Source organism: Oecophyllibacter saccharovorans (assembly GCF_006542375.1).
GTDB classification, from domain to species: Bacteria; Pseudomonadota; Alphaproteobacteria; order Acetobacterales; family Acetobacteraceae; genus Oecophyllibacter; species Oecophyllibacter saccharovorans.
Genome location: NZ_CP038143.1, coordinates 1,784,185 through 1,809,383 on the forward strand (window position 1 = coordinate 1,784,185; position 25,199 = coordinate 1,809,383).

Below are 25,199 nucleotides of genomic sequence, written 5' to 3' on the forward strand. Positions count from 1 at the left end.
GAAGGGGCTGAAGGAACAGTCATAGCCGGTAAGGCCGGGCCGTTTACAGTGGTTTACAGTGCAAGTGTGTCCGGCTGCCTTTCAGCTCCGGGAAATGTTCAGCAGGGCCCGCGCCTCACAGGCGAGGGGGCTGTTGGCGCTGGCAAGCACGCTGCCGTCGCTCTGCAGGCTCAGAGGCCTGCCTTGCCAGTCGGTGATGGTGCCGCCTGCCCCTTCTATGACAGGGACCAGCGCTCCCCAGTCCCAGGGCTTGAGCGTGTCTTCGGCGATGAGATCAATCTGTCCCAGGGCCAGCAGCCCGTAAGCATAGGCATCCCCGCCCCAGGAAACACGGTTCACCCGGCCGGCAAGCCGCCTGAAATCCGCCTGTCTTTCAGGACGGATGATCTCAGGCGCGGTGCAGGACAGTTCTGCCATCTCCAGGGTGACAGACTGCCGGGTGCCGGGACGGCCCGGCAGCTCGGCAACGTAGCGGGTCGGCTGGCCCCTGACACCGATCCAGCGTTCACGGGTGATAGGCTGATCGATCACCCCCAGAACCGGCACACCCCGGTGAAACAGGGAAATAAGTGTGCAGAAGGTCGGTCGCCCTGTCACGAAGGCGCGCGTGCCGTCAATGGGATCAAGGACCCAGAGCCATTCTGTTGCAGTCAGCTCGGCCTCTGTGCGCCCGGTCGGGCCTTCCTCTTCGCCCAGAATGCCGTGATGGGGGAAGGACCGGCTGATCAGGCGGCGCATTTCCTGTTCTGCCAGCCGGTCGGCAACTGTAACGGGGCTTGCATCGGCCTTGGTGTTTACCTGCAGGACCTGCCTGAAATGGGGGTAGACCGTTTCACGCGCCAGCTCAGCGCAGCGTTCTGCAAGAGCCAGCTCGGCTGCAAGATCCGCCGGCACTTCAGAAGATCGGGCAGCGGGTTGAACAGGGGCCATGAAAGTGCTCCGGAGAGGACAGGATCAGGAGAGAGGGCGCAGTCTCGCCCGGGAGCGAGCACTGTGGCAAGCACGTGAACAGACGCGGATTTCCCGTTCTCCATTTCTGCCGCCGCCCGGGCGCTCATTGACGCCTGCAGGAGGCGCTGCAACAGTGCCTTCATGCGTCCGGTTGTCGTCATCCCAGCCCGTCTTGCTTCCACGCGTCTGCCGCGCAAGCCGCTGGCTGACATCGGCGGGCAGCCCATGATTGCGCATGTGGCCCGGCGCGCACGGGCCGCAGGGCTGGGGCCGGTTGTCGTGGCTGCTGACAGCGTGGAAATTCTGGCCGCCATAGAGGCTCTGCAGGGCGTGACGGGCGTATTGACCCCCCCTGACCTGCAGAGTGGGTCAGACCGCGTGGCCGCAGCATTGAAGCACTTTGATCCGGCAGGCGTTCATGATGTCGTGGTCAATCTCCAGGGGGACCTGCCGCTGGTTGAGGCTGACAGTGTGGCCCGCGCCCTGCTGCCTTTGCAGGACCCCGGGGTTGATCTGGGCACGCTGGTGACGCAGGTCCGTTCCCCTGCTGAAGCGCAGACCGATTCGGTGGTCAAGGCGGTGTGCGCCTTTCCCGCTGAGGGGGAGGCGGGGCCCCAGGAAGACCGGCAGACGGCGCGCGCGCTTTATTTTTCCCGCCAGCCGGTGCCCTGGGGTCCCGGACCGCTCTGGCATCATGTCGGCATCTACGCCTGGCGCAGGCAGGCGCTGGAGAAATTCGTGCAGCTGCCCCCTGGCCTGCTGGAGCAGCGCGAAAGCTTGGAGCAGCTGCGGGCGCTGGAAGCCGGCATGACCATCGGCTGCGCGCGGATCGCACGTTCCTTTCCGGGGGTTGATACGCCCGGTGATCTGGCGCGTGTCCGTAAACTGGTGCAGGAAGGGAACTTGGCAGAAGCGGAGGAGGTGGGGTGGCCGTCATAGCCTTCCAGGGCCGTCCGGGCGCCTATTCAGACTTGGCCTGCCGGGAGGCCCGTCCGGGATGGCAGACGCTGCCCTGCCGCAGCTTTGCCGAGACCATTCAGGCCGTTGCGCGGGGAGAGGCTGATGAAGCCCTGCTGCCCTGCGAGAATTCACTGGCGGGGCGCGTGCCCGAAATCCATGCGCTGTTGCCGGAATCAGGGCTGGTCATCGTGGGGGAACACTTTCAGCGGATCGAACACTGTCTTCTGGTTCTGCCCGGCACCCGGTTGGAGGAGCTGCGCTGCGTGCACACTCACCCGGTTGCCCTGGCCCAGGTCCGGGATTTCCTGGCGCGTACAGAGCTGGAAGGGGTGGCGGCTTTCGATACGGCTGGGGCGGCGGAAGAAGTGGCGCAGCGGGGCGATCGGACGCAGGGCGCCATTGCCTCTGCACTGGCCGGCACCCTGAACGGCCTGACGGTGTTGGAACGCAATGTCGAGGATGCGTCCCACAACACCACCCGTTTTTATCGCGTGGCCCGTGCCGCCAGAGCGACTGATCTCCCCGCAGGTCACGCCAAGGGGCAGCAGAGCGTGGGTTTTATGACCACCCTGCTTGTGCGCGGGCGGAACAGTCCTGGCGCGCTTTACCGGATTCTGGGATGTTTTGTGCGCCATGGAGTCAACATGACGCGCATTGAAAGCTATATGCTGGATGGCAGCTTCACAGCGACGCGCTTTCTGATGGATGTCGAAGGTGCCCCTGATGAAGCGGCCTTGGCGCAGGCCCTGGCGGAGCTGGCAGAAGTCAGTGAGGCGCAGCGTATCCTCGGTGTTTATCCCCGCAGCACTGAGTGGCGGGACCGGCAGGGGGCGCAGGGGCTGCAGAACGAACAGGCTTCCCTGCTTTCCGGGGAGTGAGAGGAAGGGAAGACAGAATGACTGGCACGATGACCGCGGGCAGGACGCAGGAACGGCAGGCTCTCAACCGGCTCTATCACGGATCACTGACCGCCCTGGTAACGCCTTTTCTGGAAAATGGCGATGTGGACCGCAGAGGGTTTGCGGGGCTGGTCGAACGCCAGATTGCCGGCGGCACCCGTGGCCTGGTTCCCATGGGCACCACCGGCGAGAGCCCCACGCTTACCCATGAGGAGCATTTGGGGATCATTGAAACCTGCGTGACAGTCACGGCAGGGCGGGTTCCTGTCATGGCCGGTGCGGGCTCCAACTGCACGCGCGAGGCGGTGGACATGGCCAGGCAAGCTGCCCGGATCGGCGCTGACGCCCTGCTGGTCGTGGTGCCTTATTACAACAAGCCGACGCAGGAAGGGCTTTACCGGCATTTCATGAGCATTGCCGATGCGACTGACCTGCCGCTTTGGCTGTACTGCATCCCCGGTCGTTCCGTGGTGAATCTTTCCATTGAAACCATGGGGCGCCTGGCAACCCACCCCAACATCGTCGGCACCAAGGACGCTACAGCTGACATGACGCGCCCGATCGCCGTTCGCCGGGTGGCGGGGGCGGACTTCAACCAGCTTTCGGGTGAGGATGGATCGATTCTCTCCTTTCGCGCAGCAGGCGGCCATGGCTGCATCAGCGTGACATCCAACGTCGCGCCTGCGCTCTGCAGTCAGCTCCATGAGCTCTGGGAGAGCGGGAAGACCGAAGAAGCGATTGCCCTTCAGGACCGGCTGAGCCCGCTCCATGACGCGCTGTTTGCTGAAACCAGCCCGGGCCCTGTCAAATACGCCCTGTCACGTCTCGGGCTCTGCCGCCCTGAGCTGCGCCTGCCGCTGGTGGAACCGCGCCCCGAAACCCGACAGCGCATTGATGCGGCCCTGCAGGCGCTGGAGCTGATGGAATAAGGCCCGGAACAGGTTTGAGTTGACGAGCGGAAGAGCGCAATGGCTGCGAAGAAACCGAAAAACACGATGATTTCCCACGGCATCGCGGCCCAGAACCGCAAGGCGCGCCACGATTACGCGATCGGCGAGACGGTGGAGGCGGGGCTGGTGCTCAAGGGGCCGGAAGTCAAAAGCCTGCGCCATGGCCGCGCGACCCTGACTGAGGCCTGGGCGGGGGAACGGGACGGAGAGCTGTGGCTTTTTAACGCCTATATCCCTGAATATCAGGGCGGTGTCCTGTCACGGTTCGAGCCGCGTGCACCCCGCAAGCTGCTGCTGCATAAACGCCAGATCAGGCAGCTTCTGGGCGCCATCACGCGTGAGGGGGCGACGCTGGTGCCGTTGAATGTCCATTTCAACGATCGCGGCCGCGCCAAGGTCACGCTCGGCGTGGGGACCGGGCGCAAGAAGGAGGACAAGCGCCACGCCATTGCTGAGCGGGACTGGCAGCGCAGCAAGGCGCGCCTGCTGCGCAACAAGGGCAAGGGGGATTACTGACCGCGCCGGCCCAGCTTTCTGCCTGCAGGTTCGGGAAAATTCCGGCAGCAGAAACCCCCGGTTCCATCAGGTGCCGGGGGTTTGCGACTCAGCCGGCAGATGACCGGTTGAGCTGAGACGTGCTGGAAGCGGCGCCTGTGCGTTTCAGGCCAGGGAAAGTTCGACCGCTTCAGGACCCTTCTGGCCTTCGACGACCTTCATATGGACGATCTGGCCTTCCAGCAGGTTGCTCAGCCCGGAGCGCCCCAGGGCCGAGGCGTGCACGAAGACATCCTTGCTGCCTGCTTCAGGCGTGATGAAGCCGAAGCCCTTGGTGGCATTGTACCATTTGACCGTGCCGGGCATTTCCTGGGCCTGCGACATGTCAGGCGCTGCAAAGCGGGGGCGTGGGGCGCTCTGGCGGGGAGCTGCAGCGGGCTCAGCCGTGCTGGGGTCGATGGACAGGACTTCAGCGACCTGGCGTCCCTTGGGGCCCTGACCGATGCGCACCACCAGCGTCGTGCCGGGTTCAGGCGCGGTGTGGCCGAGATCTGTAAGGGTATTGGCATGGAGGAAGACATCCCCGCTGCCATCGCTCAGCCCGACGAAGCCGAAGCCGCGCTCGGTATTGAACCATTTGACGGTGGCCCCCACTTCAGGACCGCTCGCCACGACCTGCGGGCCGCGCCCGCCACCGCCGCGGCGAAAACCGCCGCCTGCACCGCCGCGCGGAGCGCCGAAGCCGCCGCCGTTGTCGAAACCGCCGCTCCGATCATCGAAATAAGAGGGCTGGCTCATGAAGTCGCGGTCAAATCCGCCGCGGCGTGAAGAGGAGGAGCTGCGGTCGGGTCTATTGTTTCTCACGAATCTTGTTCCGAAATACTGTAATTACTGTACTGGGCCCGGCTTCCGGCCGGGTCCAGACCCCTGTGCTGGGGAACTTGCAAAAGCACGTGGAACGGTCTGGATGCCTGAGCCACGGGCTATAAAAGAGCCTAGCACGGTTTTTCCCCTCGTCACTCCCTCGTGAAGCAAGAAAAGGACCGGCATTCGTAGCCCCGGCTCAAGAGGCGCATGAAAACGGCAGATAACCGCCCGTTACTTGAAAACTTCCTGTCATCTTAACAAGTTGAAATTCAAGACTGAAATGCTCTCTTTTCAGTTATTTCCCCTCTCTTTCAGTTTCAGCCGGAAATGAGCAGACGCTCGGGGCGCGCCCGGTCAAAGAGATGCAGGAGCTGGTGCAGGGAAGCAGCCTTGGAATCAGGCGCGCCGGAGGCGGTACCGGGCCCGGGGGAAAGAAGCGGGGTCTGGTGCAGCAGGAGGCGTGCTTCCTGCTCCATGGTGCTGAGCAGATGCGAAAGGCCGTTCTCTACAGTGGCCAGGCGAAAGCCCGGCAGGCCGGACTGCCGGTTGCCGGCCAGGTCCCCGCCACCGCGCAGGCGAAAATCCTCATCGGCAATCCGGAAACCGTCCTCGGTCTCCCGCAGCAGGGCCAGTCGGGCGCGGGCTGTGGGGCTGGCATCCGAGTGGTGAAGCAGGAGGCAGTAGGATTTCTCCCGCCCGCGCCCCACGCGCCCGCGGAGCTGGTGGAGCTGAGCAAGCCCGAATCTTTCGGCTTCCTCAATGATCATGATGGTGGCATCGGGAATGTCCACGCCGACTTCGATCACGGTCGTGGCAACCAGAAGCCGGGTTTTGCCCGTGCGGAAATCTTCAAGTGCCTGCTGGCGCTCGCCGGGATCCTGGCGACCGTGCGCCAGGCCTGTCAGCGGGCCGAAGCGCCGGGTCAGTTCCGCCCAGCGCTCTTCGGCGGCTGCCGCACTCTGGCTTTCGCTGTTTTCAATCATCGGACAGACCCAGAAGATCTGCTGCCCGCTGTCCAGCGCCCGCTGCACGCCCTCCAGCAGGGAATCCATCTGGGCCATGTCATGAACGCTTGTCTGCACCGGCAGTCGCCCGGCCGGTTTGCCTTCAATCCGGCTGACGCCCATTTCCCCCCATTCCGCCAGCTGCACAGTGCGTGGAATGGGAGTTGCGGTCATGACCAGCAGGTCCGTGGCCGTGCCTTTGGCGCCCAGGCGCATGCGCTGCTCCACGCCGAAGCGGTGCTGTTCATCCACGATGGCCAGGCCCAGATCAGCGAATTGAACCTTGTCCTGAAAAAGGGCGTGGGTGCCCACGACCAGCCGGGCGGTCCCGCTGGCAATCTGCTCCAGCGCTTCCTGGCGTGCGCGTCCCTTGATGCGCCCGCTCAGAAAGACGGGTGGAACCGGACAGAATTGGGAAAGAGTTTCAAAATGCTGCTGGGCCAGCAACTCTGTGGGGCTCATCAGAGCCGCCTGCGCGCCGGATTCAACTGCCTGCAGCATGGCCATCATGGCGACCAGGGTCTTTCCCGAACCGACATCGCCCTGCAGCAGGCGTGTCATGGGGGCCGGGGCTCTCATATCGGCCGAGATCTCGCTGAAGGCCTGCTGCTGTGCGGCAGTGGGCGTGTGGCCGAAGCGGTTCAGCATCTCCGTCTGCAGCTCGCCGGTACCGGGCAGGGAACGCCCCGGGCGCTCGTGGGCCTGGCGGCGCGCCAGTGACAGGCACAGCTGGTCGGCCAGCAGCTCATCAGCTGCCAGGCGGGCGCGGGCGCGGGCAAAGAATTCAAAGGGATCCTCCATCTCCTGGTGGGCGGAAGGATCCTGCAGGCCCCGTAACGCTTGGGTAAACCTCGGCCAGTTCCGTTGTGCGACCAGTGACGGCACATGCCATTCAGGCAGGTCAGGGAGCTTTGCCAGTGCGGCCTGCATGGCGCGCCGGACCGTTCCGTTGAACAGGCCGGCCGTAAGGGGCCACACAGGCTCCAGTTTCGGGAAAAGATGACGTTTTTCCCAGGGCAGGAGGTGATCGGGCCCGTTAATGGTTAGGCGGTCCTGGTAAAAGCTCGTCTTGCCGGAAACGATCAGGTCACTGCCGATGCTCGGTAAACTCAGCCGCCCTTTCTGGAAAAAGACCAGCTCAAGCGTGGTCAGTGATGTTTCCTCGCTCAGGGTCACGACGGTCGGCAGGCCGGGGCGTGACGGTGCGCGGATGGCTTCAACGCGCGCGCGCGCGGTCAGCAGGGTGCCGGCGGGCAGCAGGCGCGCCTGGTCCAGAGAGAGAAGCTGACGCCGATCTTCGATGCGCTCGGGAAGCGTGAAAAGCAGATCGATGACGCGCCGCCCGCCACATATCTTTTCCAGCAGACCTGCATGGTGGGGGCCGATTCCCGGCAGGGAGTCGAGCGGGGCCAGCAGGGGGGCCAGAATGTCCGGGGGCGGGGAAAGCGGCATGGTGAGAACCGGGGTGTCCGCAAGAGCTGGAAGAGCCAGGGTGAAACAGCCTGGATGAAACAGACAGTCTGCCCGGGCTCAGGCAAGCCTGTGCGGGACAGGAAATCCGTTCCGCGAGATCTGGCGCGGGATCTGGCTGAAGGTTATAGAATGCCTCGATCATGCCTGATTTCCCGTCTGCCGAAAACCATTCTTCCCCTTCTGCTGTTTCTCCTGCGCTGGCAGGGGATAGTGACGTTAGTGACACCGAGGGCTTCGGAGTGCCTGTCCGTGCCGTGCCTGACAGCAGCATTGCCTTTCTGTTGCGCCAGAGGCTGGCTGAGCAGGAAGCGCCGCTGGTGCATGTGGCGCGCGATGATGCCTCCATGGCGGCATTGGGGGAAATGCTGGAATGGCTGATGCCCGAAGTCGAGGTGCTGCGCTTTCCGGCCTGGGACTGCCTGCCTTATGACCGTGCCTCGCCCAATCCCGCCCTGGTGGCGGAGCGGGCGGCGACGCTGAGCCATCTTCTGGAGCCTGCTCCGCGCGCAGGGCGGATCGTTCTGACAACCGTGCATGCCCTGCTGCAGCGCGTGCCGCCGCAACATGTTTTTGCCGGCCAGACGATCAGGGTGACGGTCGGTGAAGAGCTGGACGCACCGCAGCTGGCCGAGCTGCTGGTCGATACCGGGTACACGCGGGTCGATACCGTGATGGAACGCGGAGAATTCGCTTCGCGCGGCGGCATTTTCGATCTTTTCCCCGCCGACGGTGAGGAGCCGATCCGGCTGGAGTTCTTCGGCGATGAAGTGGAGAAAATCCGTCACTTCGACCCGGCCACGCAGCGTTCAACCGACAGTCTTGAGGCTTTTGCGTTGGGACCTGTCTCTGAATATGCGCTGGACCGGGAGAGCATCGGGCGTTTCAGGGCCGGCTGGCGCGACAGTTTCGGCACTGGTGCGCTCAATGACACGTTGTATCAGCAGGTGATTGAAGGACGGCGTGCCGCAGGGGCCGAGCACTACCTGCCGCTGTTTCATGAAAGTTTCGCGGGGTCTGAAGCCTCGTCCTCCGCAAGCGGCGCTCAAAGCGGAATGGCCACCCTGCTGGATTACGTGCCGGGTGCCGCGCTGAGTTTCGAGCGCGATACGCCTGCCATCCTGGAAGCGCGCCTGGAGATGATCGCTGATCACTACCAGGCGCGCCTGGCGGCCGTGAAGGAAGGGGAAACGCCTTACCGGCCGCTGCCGCCCTACCGGCTTTATCTCGACCGTGAGGGGTGGAAGGCCATGGTGGCCCGCCATCCCGCCATCCTGCTTTCTCCCTTCGGTTATGAGGGAGGGGCGCCGGGAAGCTCCGAGCTCGTGTCCGGCATTGATGCGGGCTACCGCCCGACACCCCTGTTCGCCGGGCTGGGCGGAAAGGCGCGTGAAGGGGTGTTTGAGGCGTTCGGCGCCCAGGTGAAAGCCTGGGCCAAGGAAGGCAGGCGCACTTATGTCACGGCCTGGAGCCGCGGCTCGCGCGAGCGGATCGCCCATCTTCTGGCAGAGCACGGCATTGAAACCGTTTCCTACGATTCATGGCCCCAGGCAGCGGCGATGGGCCGCAAGACGGTCGGGCTGGTCGTGCTGGGGATGGAGCGCGGCTTTGTAAGCGACCGGCAGGTTTTTGTTTCCGAGCAGGACCTCCTGGGGGAACGCCTTGCCCGCCCCCCCAGGCGGCGGCGCAAGAGCAGCGAGTTCATCACGCAGATCGGCGAGATCACTGCCGGGGACCTGGTGGTGCATGAGGAATACGGTATCGGGCGCTACGTTGGTCTTGAAACGGTGACCGAGGGGCGGGTGGCGCATGATTACCTCTCCATTCTCTATGACGGTGAGCAGCGTCTGCTGCTGCCGGTGGAGAACATAGATCTCCTCAGCCGTTTCGGCGCCGAGCAGGAAGGGCTGCAGCTCGATCGCCTGGGCGGAACCGCGTGGCAGGCGCGCAAGGCGAAGATGAAGACCCGCCTGCGGGAGATGGCAGGCGAACTCATCCGTACCGCTGCAGCGCGGGCCATGAAAAAGGCCCCCCTGATGGCGCCGGCGGAAGGGGCGTGGGACGAGTTCTGCGCGCGCTTTCCCTTCGTGGAGACCGAGGACCAGATGCGCGCCATCGCGGAAGTCCTTGAGGACATGAACAGCGGCGTGCCCATGGATCGCCTTGTCTGCGGTGACGTGGGGTTCGGCAAGACGGAAGTGGCGCTTCGGGCCGCCTTCGTGGCTGCCATGTCAGGGCGGCAGGTGGCCGTGGTGGTGCCGACCACCCTGCTGGCGCGCCAGCATTTCAGGGGTTTTTCGGAACGCTTTGAAGGCCTGCCGGTCAAGGTGGCCCAGCTTTCACGCATGGTGACGCCTAAAGAAGCTGAAAACGTACGCGCCGGCCTGGCAGACGGCTCCATCGACATCGTGATCGGCACCCATGCCCTGCTGTCGAAACACGTCTCTTTCGACCGGCTGGGACTGCTGATCATCGATGAGGAGCAGCATTTCGGCGTCAGCCACAAGGAGAAGCTCAAGGCAATGCGCGAGGATGTGCATGTCCTCACCCTTTCCGCCACACCCTTGCCGCGCACCCTGCAGCTTTCCCTGTCAGGGGTGCGTGAAATGAGCCTGATCGCAACCCCGCCGACGGATCGCCTGTCAGTGCGCACCTTCATTACGCCCTTTGACCGGGTGATGATTCGCGAAGCCATCCAGAGAGAACGTTTCAGGGGTGGACAGGTGTTCTGCGTCGTGCCGCGCCTGGCCGATATGGGCCGGATGGCGGAACGGCTGAAGGAGATCGTACCTGACGCGCGTATTGCCGAAGCGCACGGACGCCTGAGCCCGACCGAGCTCGAATCCGTGATGAGCGCTTTTTCGGAGGGGAAATACGATATTCTGCTTTCCACCAATATCGTCGAAAGCGGGTTGGATATGCCCGGCGTCAACACCATCATCATCCACCGGGCGGATATGTTCGGGCTGGGGCAGCTTTACCAGCTCAGGGGTCGGGTCGGGCGCGGCAAACAGCGGGGATATGCCTATCTGACCTGGCCGCAGACGCGCCCTCTCTCGGCTTCTTCGCTGAAGCGGCTGGAAGTGATGCAGACGCTTGATTCACTGGGGGCCGGCTTTACCCTCGCTTCACATGATCTGGACATGCGCGGGGCGGGTAACCTGCTGGGCGAAGAGCAGTCAGGCCATATCCGTGAAGTCGGCATCGAGCTCTACCAGCAGATGCTGCAGGAAGCAGTGAGTGACCTGCGCCGCGAGCGCGGGCGTGAGATGGAAGAGGAGAGGGGCTGGACTCCCACCATCATCCTGGGCTTGCCGGTGCTGCTGCCTGAAGCCTATGTGCCTGACCTGTCGGTCCGCCTGGGGCTCTATCGCCGTATTGCTAGCCTGCAGAATGAGGCTGAAGTGGAAGCGATGCGTGTGGAGCTGGTGGACCGCTTCGGCACGCTACCGCCGGAAGTGGAAACGCTTCTCGAAGTGGTGCTCATCAAGAAACTCTGCCGCGAGACAGGCGTGGAGCGTCTGGAAACCGGTCCGAAAGGTATGGTGATCCAGTTCCGCCAGAATCGCTTTGCCGACCCGGAAGGGCTGATGCGCTGGGTGGCGCGCAACCAGAAGGCTGGTGCTAAAGTCAGGCCCGACCAGAAACTGGCGATCGTGCGCGAAATGACGAATTCCGTACGTATAAAGCTGGCCCGGAAAGTGCTGGGCGTCCTTCAGAAGATGGTCCGGCAGGTCGAGGGGCAGGAGAGTGCCGGGTCTGATACGGCGAAGGCGGGCTGAAAACAGCGAAGAAACACTACAACAACTGGAGACCGGGGAACTGAAGACCGGGGCTGCTTTGTCAGTGTCCCCGGTCTTTTTGCGCGCGGTCTTTTCAGGCCTTAGGCGTCAGCGTCGAGCGCCAGATAAGGATTGGAAGCAGACCCGAACATTTCATAATGGATCTGCTCGGTCGGCAATCCAGCTTCCTTGAGGGTCTGGACCATCAGCACCAGGAAATCGACCGGCCCGCAGATGTAATAATCGGCTGTCCGGTCCAGATTGGTCGTGACCCACTCAAAGGGGATGCGGCCTTCATGCACCGCCATTCCGGGGGTTGTGGCGGGCGCGCCTGCCTTATCACGGCTGAAGAACAGGTCAGCCGTCATTTTCTTCTCGGCAGTGAGCTTGCGGATGAGATCTCCGAAAGCTTCTGTCTTGGGGCTGTGAGTGCTGTGCACGTAATGCATCTTCGGGGCGTTGGCGTTTTCAGCCAGCGTTTCAATCATGGAGATCATGGGCGTGACACCCACGCCACCACTCAGGAAAACGACGGGCTTCTGCGGCTCAGCAGGGAGCTGGAAGTCACCGGCCGGCGCTGAGACATCCAGCTCCTGGCCTTCGCGGACATTGTCATAAAACCAGTTGGAGACCACACCTTCCGGCTGGCGTTTGATGGTCAGGCGGTAATGGTCATGGGAAGGGGCTGAGGAAATGCTGTAATTGCGCCGCTGCGAGCCATGCTCGGGCACATCCAGGCGGAAGCTCAGATACTGCCCAGGCTTGTGCAGCATGACTTCCTTGCCGTCAGCAGGCACCAGCTTGAAGGAGACGATGTCTTCCGCTTCTGGCCGGCGCTCAGCCACACGGAAGCGACGCCATCCGACCCAGCCGCCTGGCTGGTGGGCATGATCCTCATAGATCTGGTGTTCGCGACCGATCAGGACGTCGGCCAGGAACCAGTAGGCTTCTGTCCAGGCAGCCATGATTTCTGGCGTGGCAGCGTCTCCCAGCACGTGGGCGATGGCTTCCAGAAGGGCTTTACCCACGTAAGGATAATGCTCGGGCAGGATGTTGAGGCCGACATGTTTTTCAGCAATGCGTTCGATCATCGGCCCGAGAGGGGCGGGGTTATCAATGTGCTTGGCATAGGCCAGCACTGAAAAGGCCAAAGCTCTTTGCTGCTCTCCATCCTTCTGGTGCGACATGTTGAAAAGATCGCGGATTTCTGGATTGGCCAGGAGGCGTTTGTACATTTCCTGCGTAATGTCGACGCCTTTGGCTTCCAGCGCCGGAACACAGGCTTTGACGATGGCTTTGGTTTCCGGGGAGAGAGGTTTGGGGGCCATGAAATATGAATCCTTGCAGAAGCTATGTCGTTTTGGATCGTTTTAGTGTATTATTAACTTTCCACGTTCAGAATTTCATAATATAAAGATACATGTAAAGTATATTTTTTAGAAATTTTCCCCGAATCCCAATGCGCCTTCTGCTGTCGCCGGCAGGGTAGAAAGGAACTTTCACCCCTTTCCTGGGCGGAACGATTCGGCGCAGAAATACAACAGGGGCGAAAAAGTTAAGAAACAGGTTAACGCTTCTGCTATTGTTCCGTGAAGGCCTATAGAGAGCTGTTTAACCAATTTTTAACCGTTTTCTGAGGAAACGCCCTTTAAATAACTTTGAAAATGATTGGGGAGTGCTATGCGCCTGACATTACATACAGATTATGCGTTCAGGACCCTGATCTATCTGGGGGTCAACAGTGACCGCTTGATTCCCCTGGCGGAAGTGGCGCGCGTTTACGGAATATCGGTCAATCATCTCGTGAAGGTCATTCACGGTCTGGGGCAGGAAGGCTTCATCCAGACCATACGGGGTCGTTCAGGCGGAATCCGGCTGGCGCGCCCCCCCGAAGAGATCAGCCTGCTTGATGTGATCAGCCATACGGAAGGCGATCTGGTGCTGCTAGGCTGCATGCGCGAAGGGACGTCCAAGGCCTCCAACAAAGAGTTCGAGTGTCTGCTTGAATGCGGCTGTGCGATGAAGAACGTTCTCAACAAGGCGCGACTGGCTTTTCTGAAAACCTTTTCAGGCAAGACCCTTGCCGATGTAATCACGCCTCATGAGCGTCGCCTTCTCGCCCGGCGGCAGGAAGAGCTCCGGAATGCCTCCTGACGTGCCTTCGGCTGCTTAAGCGCCGCTGAAACTTTTCCGGTACTTACTACTTCATTTAGGCTGTTCTCTATCACGTTCAGCCCTGCGTTTGCGTCTCGGGCTGACCGCGAAATCCCATGGCAATGACGTAAAGCTCTCGCGATTCCTTGCGGGAAGCTGGCGGTTTCACATGGCGGACAGTGGCGTAGTTCTTTTTCAGCGTATCGAGCATCTGCTTTTCAGCGCCGCCCTGAAAGACTTTGGCGATAAAGGCCCCGCCAGGGGCAGTGATCTGCAGGGCGAAGTGGAGGGCGTTGTCGGTTAGGCCCATGATGCGGAGATGATCAGTGCTTGGATGGCCGGTGGTATTGGGCGCCATGTCCGACATGACCAGATCAGCGCGTCCGCCCAGCATCTTCTCCAGGCGCTCGGGCATGTCGTCAGCCATGAAATCCCCTTCGATGATTTCTGCCCCTGGTACGGGATCAACGGGAAGAAGATCCACGCCGACAATTTTTGAACGCGGGGCGCGTTTGGCTGCAACCTGTGCCCAACCGCCTGGCGCCGCTCCCAGATCGACGATTTTCATGTCAGGCTGGAAAAAATGGAATCGGTCATCCATTTCCATCAGTTTGAAGGCTGCGCGTGAGCGCCAGCCCTGCTGGCGGGCCGCATTGACGTAAGGATCATTGAGCTGGCGCTGTAGCCAGCGGACCTGCGCTGTTGTGCGGCCGCGTGCTGATTTGACCTTGACCACCTTGTTGCGCAGGGTGCGGGAAGCGCTGGTATCCTGGTGCGGATCGCGCATGCCCGGAATGCGGCGGGAGCGCAGAGGCTTGCCCGGAATGCGTTTCGAGGAGCCTGTTCTGGCAGTCGGCACTGCTGGGGCGGACGCTGCTTTTTCCGGCTGGTCTGTCGGGCCCTCTGCGGAATCAGGGGTGTTATCCATGAGAGGTCCTCCAGGAAGATGGCAGAGCCCGCGCTGCTTGAGCGAGGGGCAGGAATGAAACCAGGTGGGGGAATTATTGTCTCCCAGGCCAGAGAAGGGCAAGGGGCATCCGCTGGAGCGGAAGATTATCTGGGGGTTGCGCAAGACAAGCACAGAAAATCTCAGGAAAGATCCCAAAAACAGCTTGCGCTCTTTTCTGGAGGAGTCTAGAAACCACTCAACGACGCGAATGTCGCCGCTTGGGAGATAGTTTAGCGGTAGAACTACCGGCTCTGACCCGGTCAGCCCTGGTTCGAATCCAGGTCTCCCAGCCAGTTTAATGCTTAAGCGCCAATTGATATGAGTTAGAGATCCTAAAGCTTCGGTCATAACCGAAGCTTTTTTTGCGCTCTGTCCTCTGTGTACTCTGCGCCATTGAGCTTTTATAAACCCTGTCTCCAAATCACTGGCCGCTCCTGCTTCTTGGGTGGTAGTTGCAAGGTTTCAAAAGGTAACTGCGTCTTCGCGGCCACAGTGCTGTTGAAGAGAAGGGCGGCTGGTGGGCAGCAGGTTTATCTCAGGGTTTTCTGGGCCTATTGAAGAGAAAAGAAACGGTTTATTTCTCTCGAGGCTGCTTATGAAACGCCCGGTTTCGGTCCTTGCACTGGCCTGTTCAGCTCTCCTCCTTACAGGAGAGGGGCTGCGAAAGGCCTGGAGTGTGGCTGATACGACATCCGTGCCTGGCGTGACGGTTCCAGACACCCCTGAAACGATCAAGATCGTTCCAAGGGCCTATGAAGGCAGGAAACCGGAAGCCACACTGATCGGCAATTGGACCCTGCATTTTGGAACGCTGCCTGAACTGATCTTTCAGTCTGATGGCAATATGGTGGAAGTTTACGGTCTGAGGCCCGAAGAGGATATCGTGCGGGCTTCGCTCATCGTGCACCTCGAGCATAAGCTGGCCGGATGTTACAGAGGCAAGATCTGGGTGGTATTCGGCAATGGCGACCGCTTTCCCTCCAGGGTTTCACCGGGTTGCACTGAAATACGCCTGATTGCGGCTAATTTCGGGGCTTACGAGGAAATCGGCAAGGCGATTGAAGAAGCGCTGCCCACGGCCATTGAACAGGGCAGAAATGTGATCCGGCTCAAGGCGCATGGTGTCAAGGCCGATATCCAGCGTTTCCGGCGCGGCATCCGACCTGTCATCGTCGAGCGGGTAACGAGTGACGGTCTGCAGAAGGCTGAGTGAGAGACGATGACGGTCGCATTGTTTCCTGACCGATCAGGACCATTATGGTTCTGGTCAGGACGGTTGCAAAGCGTTATGAAATCCTGCCAATGGCCCGGCGCCTCAGGGGTGAGTGGCTACACGGACGATCGCCAGGGTACCATGAGGACGTGGTGATCATGACGCATTGAGCGGGGACGACGGCATGAGCGCATATTTCGAGACCAATCCACTTTACGCACGCATCCGTGACGCTCTGGCTTTTGATGATGTTCTGCTTGAACCGGCCGCTTCCGAAGTCCTGCCTGCCCAGGTTTCAACCACAACGCAGCTGACGCGCAAAATCTCGCTGAACATTCCCTTCCTGTCCTCAGCCATGGACACGGTGACTGAAGAAGGCATGGCAATCGCCATGGCCCAGCAGGGTGGCTTGGGGGTCATTCATAAGAATCTCAGCCCCTCCGAGCAGGCTGAACACGTGCGCCGGGTCAAGCGGTTTGAATCGGGAATGGTAGTCAATCCCGTCACTGTCGGGCCCGACCAGACTCTGGCTGAAGTCCATGCGCTGATGGCGCGCCAGGGCATTTCCGGTTTGCCGGTGGTGGAGAAAGACGGGCGACTGGTGGGGATTCTCACCAATCGCGACATGCGGTTTGCCACTGACCCGAACCTGCGCGTCCGAGACCTCATGACACGCGATAATCTGGTCACCGTCCGTAACGGGGCCGATCCTGAAAAAGCCCGTGAGCTGCTGCACAGGCACCGGATTGAAAAACTGCTTGTGGTGGATGAGGCCGATCGCTGCATCGGGTTGATCACCGTCAAGGACATGGACAAGGCCATCGCCCATCCCTTGGCAATCAAGGATGAAAAGGGGCGTCTGTTGTGTGCGGCCGCCATCGGGGTGGGGGAGGACGGGCTTGAACGTGCCGCTCATCTGGTCGAGGCCGGGATTGACGTGCTGGTTGTCGACACTGCTCACGGCCATTCCCAGGGGGTGCTGGACACCGTTGCCAAGCTGCGTGACCGCTACGGCAGCATGCAGATCATCGCCGGCAATGTTGCCACCCCTGAAGCAGGCCGCAGCCTGATTGAAGCGGGCGCGGACTGTGTCAAGATCGGTATCGGTCCCGGCTCGATCTGCACCACGCGCGTCGTGGCCGGGGTGGGCGTGCCACAATTTTCTGCGGTATTGGAGACGGCGGCGGCCTGCCATGAACTGAACACGCCCGTTATTGCTGACGGGGGCATCCGCACTTCGGGCGATATCGTCAAGGCCATCGGGGCCGGGGCGGATGTGGTGATGATGGGCTCATTGCTGGCCGGCACCGAGGAAAGCCCGGGCGAGACTTTCCTGTATCAGGGACGTTCCTACAAAGCTTACCGCGGCATGGGCTCCATCGGGGCCATGGCCCGTGGTTCGGCGGACCGCTACTTCCAGGCGGAAGTCAGTGACAAGCTCAAACTGGTGCCCGAAGGGATTGAAGGTCAGGTGCCTTATAAAGGCAACATGGCTGCAGTGGTGCACCAGATGGTCGGTGGATTGCGTGCGGGAATGGGATATACGGGTTCGGCAACAATTGCCGAGCTGCAGCGGCGGGCCCAGTTCCGTCGGATCACCAATGCCGGGCTGCGTGAAAGCCACGTGCATGATGTGACCATCACGCGTGAGGCGCCGAACTACCGGCTGAATTGAGGAAACCCCGTGCGCATGGTGCGGCGGAAACCATTGTGTGCAGAGATGCAGAGCGGAAGCAGATCAGAAAGGTACGGTAGCGGACATGACCCCAGAAGCCAGACTCTCAGCCGCTATTGAACTGGTATGCGCCATTCAGAGTGCCCCCCGCCGTCCGGCCGATGCCACGGCTAATGCCTTTTTCCGGGAGCGGCGTTTCATCGGCGGCGGGGATCGTCGCGCCATTTCCTCCCTGGTCTGGGATGTTCTTCGCGCCTGGCGCCGGCTGCATTGGCATCTGCGTGCCGCGCCTGAAGCACGCGGCCATGATATTTCGCCGCGTTTGCTGTGCGCAGCCATGCTGTTTTTCTCCGGCACGCCCCTGGCGCAGGTCCAGGCGCTTTTCAGCGGTGAGCGTTACGCGCCTTCCCGCCTGACTGAGCGCGAACGCCTCATGCTCGATGAGCTCCAGGGCCATACGCTGACGGAAGCCAAGCAGTCTCAGGCTGTTCAGCTGGAATATCCCGACTGGCTGACGCCCTATCTCGAGCAGTCCTTCGGTGATCAGGTGGCGCCGGAAATGGAGGCCATGCTGACGCAGCCAAGCTTGGACCTGCGGGTCAACCTGCTGCGCGGCACGCGTTCCGAAGCGCTGCGTGAGCTGCGACGTGAGGGGTTTGAGGTGGAGGAGACCGAGCTCTCCCCCTGGGGGTTGCGCATGGGCGGGCGTCAGCCGGTGACTTCATCGCCTGTCTTCCAGGAAGGGTTGGTTGAAATCCAGGATGAAGGCAGCCAGCTGGTTGCCGCGGCAACGGACCCGAAACCGGGTGAGCGGCTGCTCGATTATTGTGCAGGCGCCGCCGGCAAAACCCTGGCGCTTGCCATGCTGATGGAAAACCGTGGCCAGATCACCGCCTGTGACGTCTCGCAGGTGCGTCTTGAAGGGGCCGTCAAGCGGTTGCGTCGTGCCGATGTCCACAACGTCTCACGTCATCTCCTGGTTGAAGGGGACAAATGGGCCAAACGGCGTGCGGGCAGCTTTGATACCGTTCTCGTGGATGCGCCCTGTTCAGGCACAGGCACCTGGCGGCGCAATCCGGATGCGCGCCTGCGCCTGACCGAGCAGGATATTGAAGAGCTTGTGCCCAAACAGGCTGAGATTCTGGCCACCGCCGCGCGTATGGTCAGACCAGGGGGCAAGCTTGTTTATGCTACCTGTTCATTGCTGGACGTTGAAAACTCGTTGCAGCTCAAGAACTTTCTGAAAGCGCATCCGGAGTTTTCCCTTGTCTCTCCCCAAGAGGCCTCCAAATTGCTGCCGCCAAAGCTTCAGGGGCAGGGGAGCTTTTCGCTTACCCCACGCAGTGACGGCACAGATGGCTTTTTCGTGGGCGTCATGAAACGCCGGGAAGAGGCCTGATTTCAGCTCAGGCGCTGGCTTGCGGCACAGGCCTGAAAGCTTACACCGCACACCTTTTTCTGAGCTTTCAGGAAACAGCCAGGTTTAAAAGACCGGGCGGGCAAAGAAGGCCTGGGGAAGCTGGCGGTTAGAATTCCACGCGTGAAATACGTAAAAATATGAATATGTGATGAAAATGACAGCATGACGGCTTTCCAGATCCTTCTCGGTATTCTCATGACGTTCGGCGCCGGCATGGCGGCGCAATGGGTCGCCTGGCGTGCTCGCCTGCCGGCGATCGTTCTTCTGTTCGGTCTGGGCCTGCTCTTCGGTCCGGCCCTGGGATTGCTGCATCCCTCCGTCACGTTGGGAGACCTGTTCCATCCGCTGGTCTCGCTGCTCGTGGCCATTGTCGTGTTTGAAGGCGGCATGGCCCTTGATATCCGCCAACTGCGCGAAGCCGGGCAGGGAGTTGCGCGCCTGACAATGCTGGCCCTGCCGGTCAACTGGATTCTGGGGTCGTTGGCCGCTCATTACGTCGGGCATTTCGCCTGGGGCACCGCTTTCCTTTTCGGCGCCATCATCGTCGTGACCGGCCCCACTGTCGTGCTGCCCCTGCTGCGGGCCGCCAAGCTCAAGCCGCGCGTGGCCTCACTGCTGCGCTGGGAAGCGATCGTCAATGATCCTCTGGGCGCCATTCTGGCAGCGGTGGTTCTGCAGGTTCTGCTTCTGGAAGGCGGGCCCCATGCCGGCCGGATCGTGCTGCACCATACGCTGCCCGACATGGCTCTTGCAGGGCTTGAAGCCATTGCGGCCGGCATTCTTCCCGCTTATCTGATCCGCTACCTGTTCCGGCATGACCTGATGCCCGAGATTCTAAAGGTGCCGGTCATCCTTACCCTGGCCCTTATCGTGTTTCAGCTTTGCACGATCGAGCTGGAAGGGGCGGGACTTATCGCCGTGACGATTTTCGGCATGACCCTGTCCAATCTGCATATCGCCGGCATGAACGAGCTGCGGCGCACCAAGGAATCCCTGGTGGTGCTGATTGTCTCCGTACTGTTCATTCTGCTGACGGCTGATCTGCACCGGAGCGTTCTGGAACGCCTTTCCATTCCGGTGCTCTTTCTCACCCTGAGCCTGATGTTCGTCGTGCGGCCATTGGGTATTTTCCTGACCACGATCGGGACCAACATGACCTGGCAGGAGCGGGTGTTTGTCGGCTGGATCGCGCCGCGCGGCATCGTGGCCGCCGCTGTTGCCGGTGCGGCCGGGCTGAAGCTTTCAGCTGTTGGCTATCCCTCAGCTGACATGATCATGCCGGCTGTGTTCGCGTTGATTGCCGCCACGATGATCTGCAATGGCTTCACGCTGGGGCCGCTGGCGCGCCTGCTGCACCTGTCGCAATCAACCGAGCATGCGCTGGCGATCGTGGGGGCCAATCCCTGGTCGATCGATCTGGCGGCCTGCCTCAACCGGGAAGGGGTGCCTGTGCTGCTGGTGGACAATCGCGCCCATGCCCTGTTTCCCGCTCTCCAGAAAGGCATTCCGGTCCTGAAGGCGGAGCTTCTTTCAGAATATGGCCAGGAATCCCTTGAAGAACGACCGGTGGATTATCTGGTCGCGGTGACGCGGGACTGTTTCTATAACGGCGTGGTCTGTGCGCACCTGGCTCCGCATCTGGGCCGCCAGCGCGTTTATCAGGTCAGTCCCGGCGTGGCGCGGCTTGATTTCTATCACGGCCTCTCCCGTGATGCGCGCGGCAAGGTCCTGGGCCTGCCAAGCTGGAGCTGGAGCCTGTTTGAAACCCGCTTCCAGAAGGGGTGGCGTTTTGTGAGCAAACGCGTCACTGAGGAAAATCAGGCGAGCTTGAGCAACTGCGATCACTGCATGGATATTCTGATGACCCGGCGCGGTGATATGTCCATCTGCTCAGAGGAAGATCCTCCTTCCCTGACCCCTCAACCGGGAGATCTGCTGGTCTGCATGATGCCCAAAGAGATGGTCGAGCAAACGGAAGCGGCCCAACGCGTCAGCTGAACTGGTCGGGGTCGGGCAGATCGGTCTGCGTCTGTGGCCAAGCGTGCAAGGCTCTGACATAATTTGCCGCTATACCTTTCGGGACCGTATGATCTGCCAATCTCCCTTCAGCTTGCCTCAAAGGCAGTTGGCAGGACTGCTCAGGAAACTGATCAACAGCAAACAGGAAGCCTTATGACCGCCTGGCGCCCCATTCTGGTAGTCGATGATGATGATGCCCTGCGTCCCCTGCTGGCAGCACAGTTCCGTTCAGGCGGCGGAATGGCCGTGCAGGAGGCGAGGACCATTGAGGAAGCACGTCAGCTTCTGAATGCGCCTGATGCGCGCTTTGATGCCATTCTCCTGGATGTCACCCTGCCGGATGGTGATGGGCGGGATTTCTGTGCCGAATTGCGAAAGACAGGTCACCGGATGCCGATCATCATGCTGACAGGGTCGGATGATGAACATGACATCGTTCGGGGATTGGATGCCGGGGCCAATGATTACGTTGTCAAACCTTTCCGCATGGGCGAACTCCAGGCCCGTCTGCGGGCCCAGCTCCGCTTGTTTGAAAACAGTGAGGATGTCGTTTTCGAAATCGGCCCTTATGAATTCCGGCCGGCCAAGAAACAGCTTCTGGACCGGACCAACGGACAACGCATTCATCTCACTGAAAAAGAAACGGCCATCCTGAAATTTCTCTATCGTGCTGAAGGCGCGCCCGTCGCCCGGCAGGTTCTGCTCAATGAAGTGTGGGGTTACAACTCTGCTGTTACGACCCACACATTGGAGACCCATGTCTATCGCCTGCGCCAGAAAATTGAGCGCGATCTGGAAGGCGCCAAGCTCCTGGTGACTTCGGGGGGCGGATATTGCCTGGCCCTGCCGCGCGAGCGGCAAAGCTGAGCGCCTGCAAGCGGAAAACCGGGTGGAGAATCTGATAGGCGCGCAGAAAAATTTATGGCAGAAATGCAGCGCCGGAGAAGATGAACAGGCGCGTGGCTGCTGAAGAGGCTCTGCCAGTCAGACAGCTTACCTAGGTGCCGCTTGCGGCGGAGCCCTTGGGATTGTGAACAAGACTGGAGGAGTGGTCGGATTTCTCGCCGTGTTGTCAAATTGCTGATCGGGTGTCTGGTTGGCGCGGTGTTTCTGGCCCTTGTTCTGCATCATGTTGATGTTCGCAAGGTCTGGCATGAAATGCTGCGGGCCCATCCCGGGCCACTGTTACTGGCCTGTCTTTTCCTGCTGCTGGCTTACTTGGTCCGGGCTGAGCGCTGGTATCTGACCCTGCGGGCGGTCAATTCCTCCCTGGCCCGAATGGGCACGACCGGCATTTTCATGATGGGCATTGCCGCCAACTGCATTCTCCCTTTCCGGCTGGGAGATTTCATGCGGGGCACGATGTTCAATCGGCGCCTGGGGGTCAATGCCTCGGGTGCGCTGGTGACTATCCTGGTGGAAAAGATTATTGATCTGCTCACCATCATTCTCGCCGGCGGCATCGCCCTTATGGCGCTGCCTAAGAAAGCGACGGCGGAATTTCATGGCGTGGGCGGCGGCATCGTTCTGATGGTCGGTCTGGGGCTGGTTCTGTCGCTGTTTTTCATGAAATACGTCCGTGCCATCGTGATCTGGATGGTGGAAGTGATCCTGCGCGCCGCTCCCGGTCCCCGTGCGCGTATTAGTGCTCTGGCCGGCGAGGCTTTTGATGCGCTTGATATGGTGGCGCATCCGAAGATGCTCCCCGTCCTGCTGGGATGGTCGGTAGTGTCATGGGGTTTGGAAGGCTGCGCTTTCTGGGAAGTGGCGCGTGCTATGCCGGTACTGGCTGACCCTTCAGCCGCCTGGGTCGCCATGCCGGTCGCGACCCTTTCCACCGCTTTGCCCGGCACGCCTGGCTCGGTAGGCACCTTCGACTTCTTTGCAGCCCGTACCATGCGGCTTCTGGGAAATTCCCATAACGCTTCAACAGCTTATGCGTTTCTCGTGCATGCGACGGTGCTGCTGGTGCCGGTAGTTCTGGGGGGCGGTTTCTTTATCGTCGATTATCTCAGGAAACACGTTTTCCACAAAAACACTTCCAACTGATCCGCGTGCTGCGGCGCACTGCTGGAAGAGACTGCGCAGAATATTTTTACAGTGCCAGGGTTGCACAGACCGGAACGTGATCGGACGGACGTTCCCAGTCGCGCACGTCTTTGAGAACGCTGATATCGGTAAGGGCTGGTAACAGGTCTGGGGTCAGCCAGATATGATCCAGCCGTCGCCCGCGATTGGACTTGCGCCAGTCCCGGTTGCGATAGGACCACCAGGTGAACAGAGCGGTCGGCTCAGGGATGAAGTGACGCATGGCATCCTGAAATCCTGCTTCCATCCAAGCCAGGAGACGCTCGGTTTCAGGCGGGGTATGGCTGACGATCTTGAGAAGCTGCTTGTGGCTCCAGACATCATGCGCAAGTGGGGCGATGTTGAGATCGCCTACCAGAACGCACCGTCTGGGCGGATGTTTTCTGAACCAGGCAGCTGTTTCTTCAATGAAGGCCAGCTTATGGGCAAATTTTTCGTTCTGGAGCGGATCGGGCACATCTCCGCCCGCAGGCACATAAAAATTATGCACCCGCACGGCCCCCGACCCTGTTTCCACGTCAGCAGCCACATGGCGGCAATCGCTGCGCCCGCACCAGAGGGGCAGATCCTCTACAGCCCTCAGCGGCAGCCGTGAGAGAATGGCCACCCCATTATAACCCTTCATGCCCTGGTAATGCAGGTGAGCGTATCCCAGCTTCCTGACCTCTTCATGGGGGAAGAGGGGATCGGGGACCTTTGTCTCCTGAAGACAGATGACATGCGGACGCCGCTCAGCCGTAAGGCGTGCCAACAATGGCAGACGCAGACGGAGTGAATTGATGTTCCAGGTCATCAGCTGCAGGGCCTGGGAGTTGGAAACGGTGTCTGTCATGTCATCTGTCATCAGGGGCCTGAGAGGTGGCGGAAAAAGAGGGAATACTTCTGGAGCGGCTGTGCCTGAGATGAAAGAAAAAAGGAAATCACGCGTATTTCTTTTTATAACTTTGATAATTCGTTTTTCTTTCCCATCTGTATGGGAGAGCTCGGGAAAAGTAGCCAAAGGGTAGAGCGGATAAGCGTGTACCAACCATTTCCATAAAGTGCATTCTCTACCGGACAGGATTTTTCAGAAAGTGTGTGCAGAAAAAATGCTGACATTTGATACCCATATCGACATTTCCTGGCCCGAGCTTACCTCTGAGGGACTGCCGGCCTGGGAAAGAGAGGAAAGCACGCCTGAAGCGCAGACCTGTTTCAGTCTTCCCCAGGCGCGGGAAGGGGGGCTGAGTGCGGCCTGTCTGGTAGCCTATGTGCCGCAGGGCCCTCTGAGTGCTGCCGGGCATGAGGCGGCCTGGAAACGGGTGCAGGCGATGCTGGAGGTCATCCATGTGCTTGGCGCTCCGGGCGCACCCCATGCCCGGACTGTGAAAAAGGCCGCTGATGTGCAGGGAGCTGTGGGGGCAGGGCAGGTGGCCCTGGTGCCTGTGATTGAAAACGGGTACGCGGTTGGCGAGGACCCGGCGCGCCTGGAAGCCCTCGTTCGCCGCTTCGGGGTGCGCTACATGACGCTGACGCATAACGGGCACAATCTCCTGGCCGATTCAGCTGTCGTGCGAAGCGGGCCGGCTGAAAGCCATGGCGGCCTGTCGGCACTGGGACGCGCGATGATTGAGACAATGAACCGGCACGGTGTCCTGGTTGATGTGTCGCATGCGGCCAAGAGCACCATGATGCAGGCTGTGGCCCACTCATCTGTACCCGTTTTTGCCAGTCATTCCTGTGTGCGCAGTCTCTGCGACCATCCGCGCAACCTCGATGATGAACAGTTGGATGCGTTGAAGGAAAGTGGCGGGGTGTTACAGGTCACGGCCATGCCGCCTTTCCTGCGTCGTGGTGGGGGTGGGGATCTGACTGATCTGGTGCGCCATATCCGTTATGCGGTCGACCGGCTGGGGATTGAGCATGTCGGTATCTCATCGGATTTCGACGGGGGTGGCGGCGTGGCCGGTTGGCAGAATGTAGCGCAATGCCGAAATGTCACACAGGCTCTGAAGGCAGCTGGGTTTGATGCCAGTGAGATTGAGGCTCTTTGGGGCGGAAATATGATGCGTTTGCTGGCGCTGGCTGAACGGAAGGCTGCTGACGCCTGAGCTTGCGGCCTGTCAAGCCACTTGACCGGGAAGAATCGGAGAAAGAGAGAAATTTTGTCCACTATTTTTCCTGAGGAGGGGATTGACAGCTTTTCTGGGTGAGCGAGGGAATAATTTTTTCCGGATCTCTTAAACGAATATCAAAAAACCGCAGTTTTCCTAGGCTTTCGGGAAAATGCCTAAAAAACGGGCAATCTATAACCAGCATAGGCA

The 25,199-nt window shown here is 60.6% G+C and carries 19 protein-coding genes and 1 tRNA gene; 14 read left to right on the top strand and 6 right to left on the bottom strand.

Going from position 1 to position 25,199, the window contains the following annotated elements; genetic code table 11:
- Positions 1-81: 81 nt before the first annotated feature.
- Positions 82-930, bottom strand: a complete 849-nt coding sequence (locus E3E11_RS07710) for an inositol monophosphatase family protein (RefSeq protein WP_141451871.1) — start codon at positions 928-930, stop codon at positions 82-84.
- Between the two features lie 162 nt (positions 931-1,092).
- Here E3E11_RS07710 and E3E11_RS07715 point away from each other — a divergent pair, with 162 nt between their 5' ends.
- From E3E11_RS07715 to smpB, 4 genes are read left to right on the top strand one after another with little or no spacing between them, the layout of a single operon-like run.
- Complete coding sequence (locus tag E3E11_RS07715; protein ID WP_141451872.1) at positions 1,093-1,890, top strand: 3-deoxy-manno-octulosonate cytidylyltransferase; 798 nt, start codon at positions 1,093-1,095, stop codon at positions 1,888-1,890.
- The gene (locus E3E11_RS07720) at positions 1,878-2,789 is read left to right on the top strand and encodes a prephenate dehydratase (protein ID WP_141451873.1); all 912 of its coding nucleotides are present in this window, start codon (positions 1,878-1,880) and stop codon (positions 2,787-2,789) included. Before E3E11_RS07715 ends, E3E11_RS07720 begins: the two co-directional genes overlap by 13 nt.
- Before the next feature lie 17 nt (positions 2,790-2,806).
- Positions 2,807-3,739 carry a 4-hydroxy-tetrahydrodipicolinate synthase gene (gene dapA, locus E3E11_RS07725; protein WP_141451874.1) on the top strand — a complete coding sequence of 311 codons (933 nt, stop codon included), beginning with the start codon at positions 2,807-2,809 and terminating at the stop codon, positions 3,737-3,739.
- A gap of 39 nt (positions 3,740-3,778) precedes the next feature.
- Positions 3,779-4,276, top strand: coding sequence for an SsrA-binding protein SmpB (smpB, locus tag E3E11_RS07730; protein ID WP_141451875.1), 498 nt, complete (start codon positions 3,779-3,781; stop codon positions 4,274-4,276).
- A gap of 144 nt (positions 4,277-4,420) precedes the next feature.
- Here smpB and E3E11_RS08620 read toward each other — a convergent pair whose 3' ends face one another.
- Both E3E11_RS08620 and recG read right to left on the bottom strand, forming a co-directional pair.
- Positions 4,421-5,119, bottom strand: a complete 699-nt coding sequence (locus tag E3E11_RS08620; RefSeq protein WP_269203636.1) for a cold-shock protein — start codon at positions 5,117-5,119, stop codon at positions 4,421-4,423.
- Between the two features lie 320 nt (positions 5,120-5,439).
- Entirely contained in the window at positions 5,440-7,578 is a 2,139-nt protein-coding gene (gene recG, locus E3E11_RS07740; protein WP_141451877.1) for an ATP-dependent DNA helicase RecG, read from the bottom strand.
- Between the two features lie 161 nt (positions 7,579-7,739).
- Here recG and mfd point away from each other — a divergent pair, with 161 nt between their 5' ends.
- Positions 7,740-11,378, top strand: coding sequence for a transcription-repair coupling factor (gene mfd, locus E3E11_RS07745; protein ID WP_141451878.1), 3,639 nt, complete (start codon positions 7,740-7,742; stop codon positions 11,376-11,378).
- A gap of 101 nt (positions 11,379-11,479) precedes the next feature.
- Here mfd and hmpA read toward each other — a convergent pair whose 3' ends face one another.
- On the bottom strand, positions 11,480-12,706 hold the full coding sequence (gene hmpA / locus E3E11_RS07750; protein ID WP_141451879.1) for an NO-inducible flavohemoprotein: 1,227 nt from the start codon (positions 12,704-12,706) through the stop codon (positions 11,480-11,482).
- A gap of 352 nt (positions 12,707-13,058) precedes the next feature.
- On the opposite strand from hmpA, the gene E3E11_RS07755 reads away from it, so the two are divergent.
- Positions 13,059-13,532, top strand: a complete 474-nt coding sequence (locus tag E3E11_RS07755) for an RrF2 family transcriptional regulator (RefSeq protein ID WP_141451880.1) — start codon at positions 13,059-13,061, stop codon at positions 13,530-13,532.
- Between the two features lie 76 nt (positions 13,533-13,608).
- On the opposite strand, the gene E3E11_RS07760 is transcribed toward E3E11_RS07755, so the two are convergent.
- A complete protein-coding gene (locus E3E11_RS07760) occupies positions 13,609-14,460 on the bottom strand; it encodes an RlmE family RNA methyltransferase (protein ID WP_195804968.1) in 852 nt (283 codons plus the stop codon).
- Between the two features lie 240 nt (positions 14,461-14,700).
- On the opposite strand from E3E11_RS07760, the gene E3E11_RS07765 reads away from it, so the two are divergent.
- The 7 genes from E3E11_RS07765 (at position 14,701) to E3E11_RS07795 (ending at position 22,857) form a co-directional block, all read left to right on the top strand.
- Positions 14,701-14,774: transfer RNA gene (locus E3E11_RS07765), tRNA-Gln, on the top strand.
- Positions 14,775-15,157: 383 nt separating this feature from the next.
- The gene (locus tag E3E11_RS07770; RefSeq protein WP_141451881.1) at positions 15,158-15,694 is read left to right on the top strand and encodes a hypothetical protein; all 537 of its coding nucleotides are present in this window, start codon (positions 15,158-15,160) and stop codon (positions 15,692-15,694) included.
- A 184-nt stretch (positions 15,695-15,878) separates the two neighbouring features.
- A complete protein-coding gene (guaB, locus tag E3E11_RS07775; RefSeq protein WP_141451882.1) occupies positions 15,879-17,369 on the top strand; it encodes an IMP dehydrogenase in 1,491 nt (496 codons plus the stop codon).
- Positions 17,370-17,454: 85 nt separating this feature from the next.
- The gene (locus tag E3E11_RS07780) at positions 17,455-18,768 is read left to right on the top strand and encodes an RsmB/NOP family class I SAM-dependent RNA methyltransferase (protein ID WP_141451883.1); all 1,314 of its coding nucleotides are present in this window, start codon (positions 17,455-17,457) and stop codon (positions 18,766-18,768) included.
- Positions 18,769-18,951: 183 nt separating this feature from the next.
- The gene (locus E3E11_RS07785; protein ID WP_141451884.1) at positions 18,952-20,787 is read left to right on the top strand and encodes a cation:proton antiporter; all 1,836 of its coding nucleotides are present in this window, start codon (positions 18,952-18,954) and stop codon (positions 20,785-20,787) included.
- 174 nt (positions 20,788-20,961) lie between these two features.
- A complete protein-coding gene (locus tag E3E11_RS07790) occupies positions 20,962-21,675 on the top strand; it encodes a response regulator transcription factor (protein WP_141451885.1) in 714 nt (237 codons plus the stop codon).
- 210 nt (positions 21,676-21,885) lie between these two features.
- Positions 21,886-22,857 carry a lysylphosphatidylglycerol synthase transmembrane domain-containing protein gene (locus E3E11_RS07795; RefSeq protein ID WP_168189226.1) on the top strand — a complete coding sequence of 324 codons (972 nt, stop codon included), beginning with the start codon at positions 21,886-21,888 and terminating at the stop codon, positions 22,855-22,857.
- A 46-nt stretch (positions 22,858-22,903) separates the two neighbouring features.
- On the opposite strand, the gene E3E11_RS07800 is transcribed toward E3E11_RS07795, so the two are convergent.
- A complete protein-coding gene (locus E3E11_RS07800; protein WP_141451887.1) occupies positions 22,904-23,728 on the bottom strand; it encodes an exodeoxyribonuclease III in 825 nt (274 codons plus the stop codon).
- A gap of 256 nt (positions 23,729-23,984) precedes the next feature.
- On the opposite strand from E3E11_RS07800, the gene E3E11_RS07805 reads away from it, so the two are divergent.
- Complete coding sequence (locus E3E11_RS07805) at positions 23,985-24,986, top strand: dipeptidase (protein ID WP_141451888.1); 1,002 nt, start codon at positions 23,985-23,987, stop codon at positions 24,984-24,986.
- Positions 24,987-25,199: the final 213 nt, after the last annotated feature.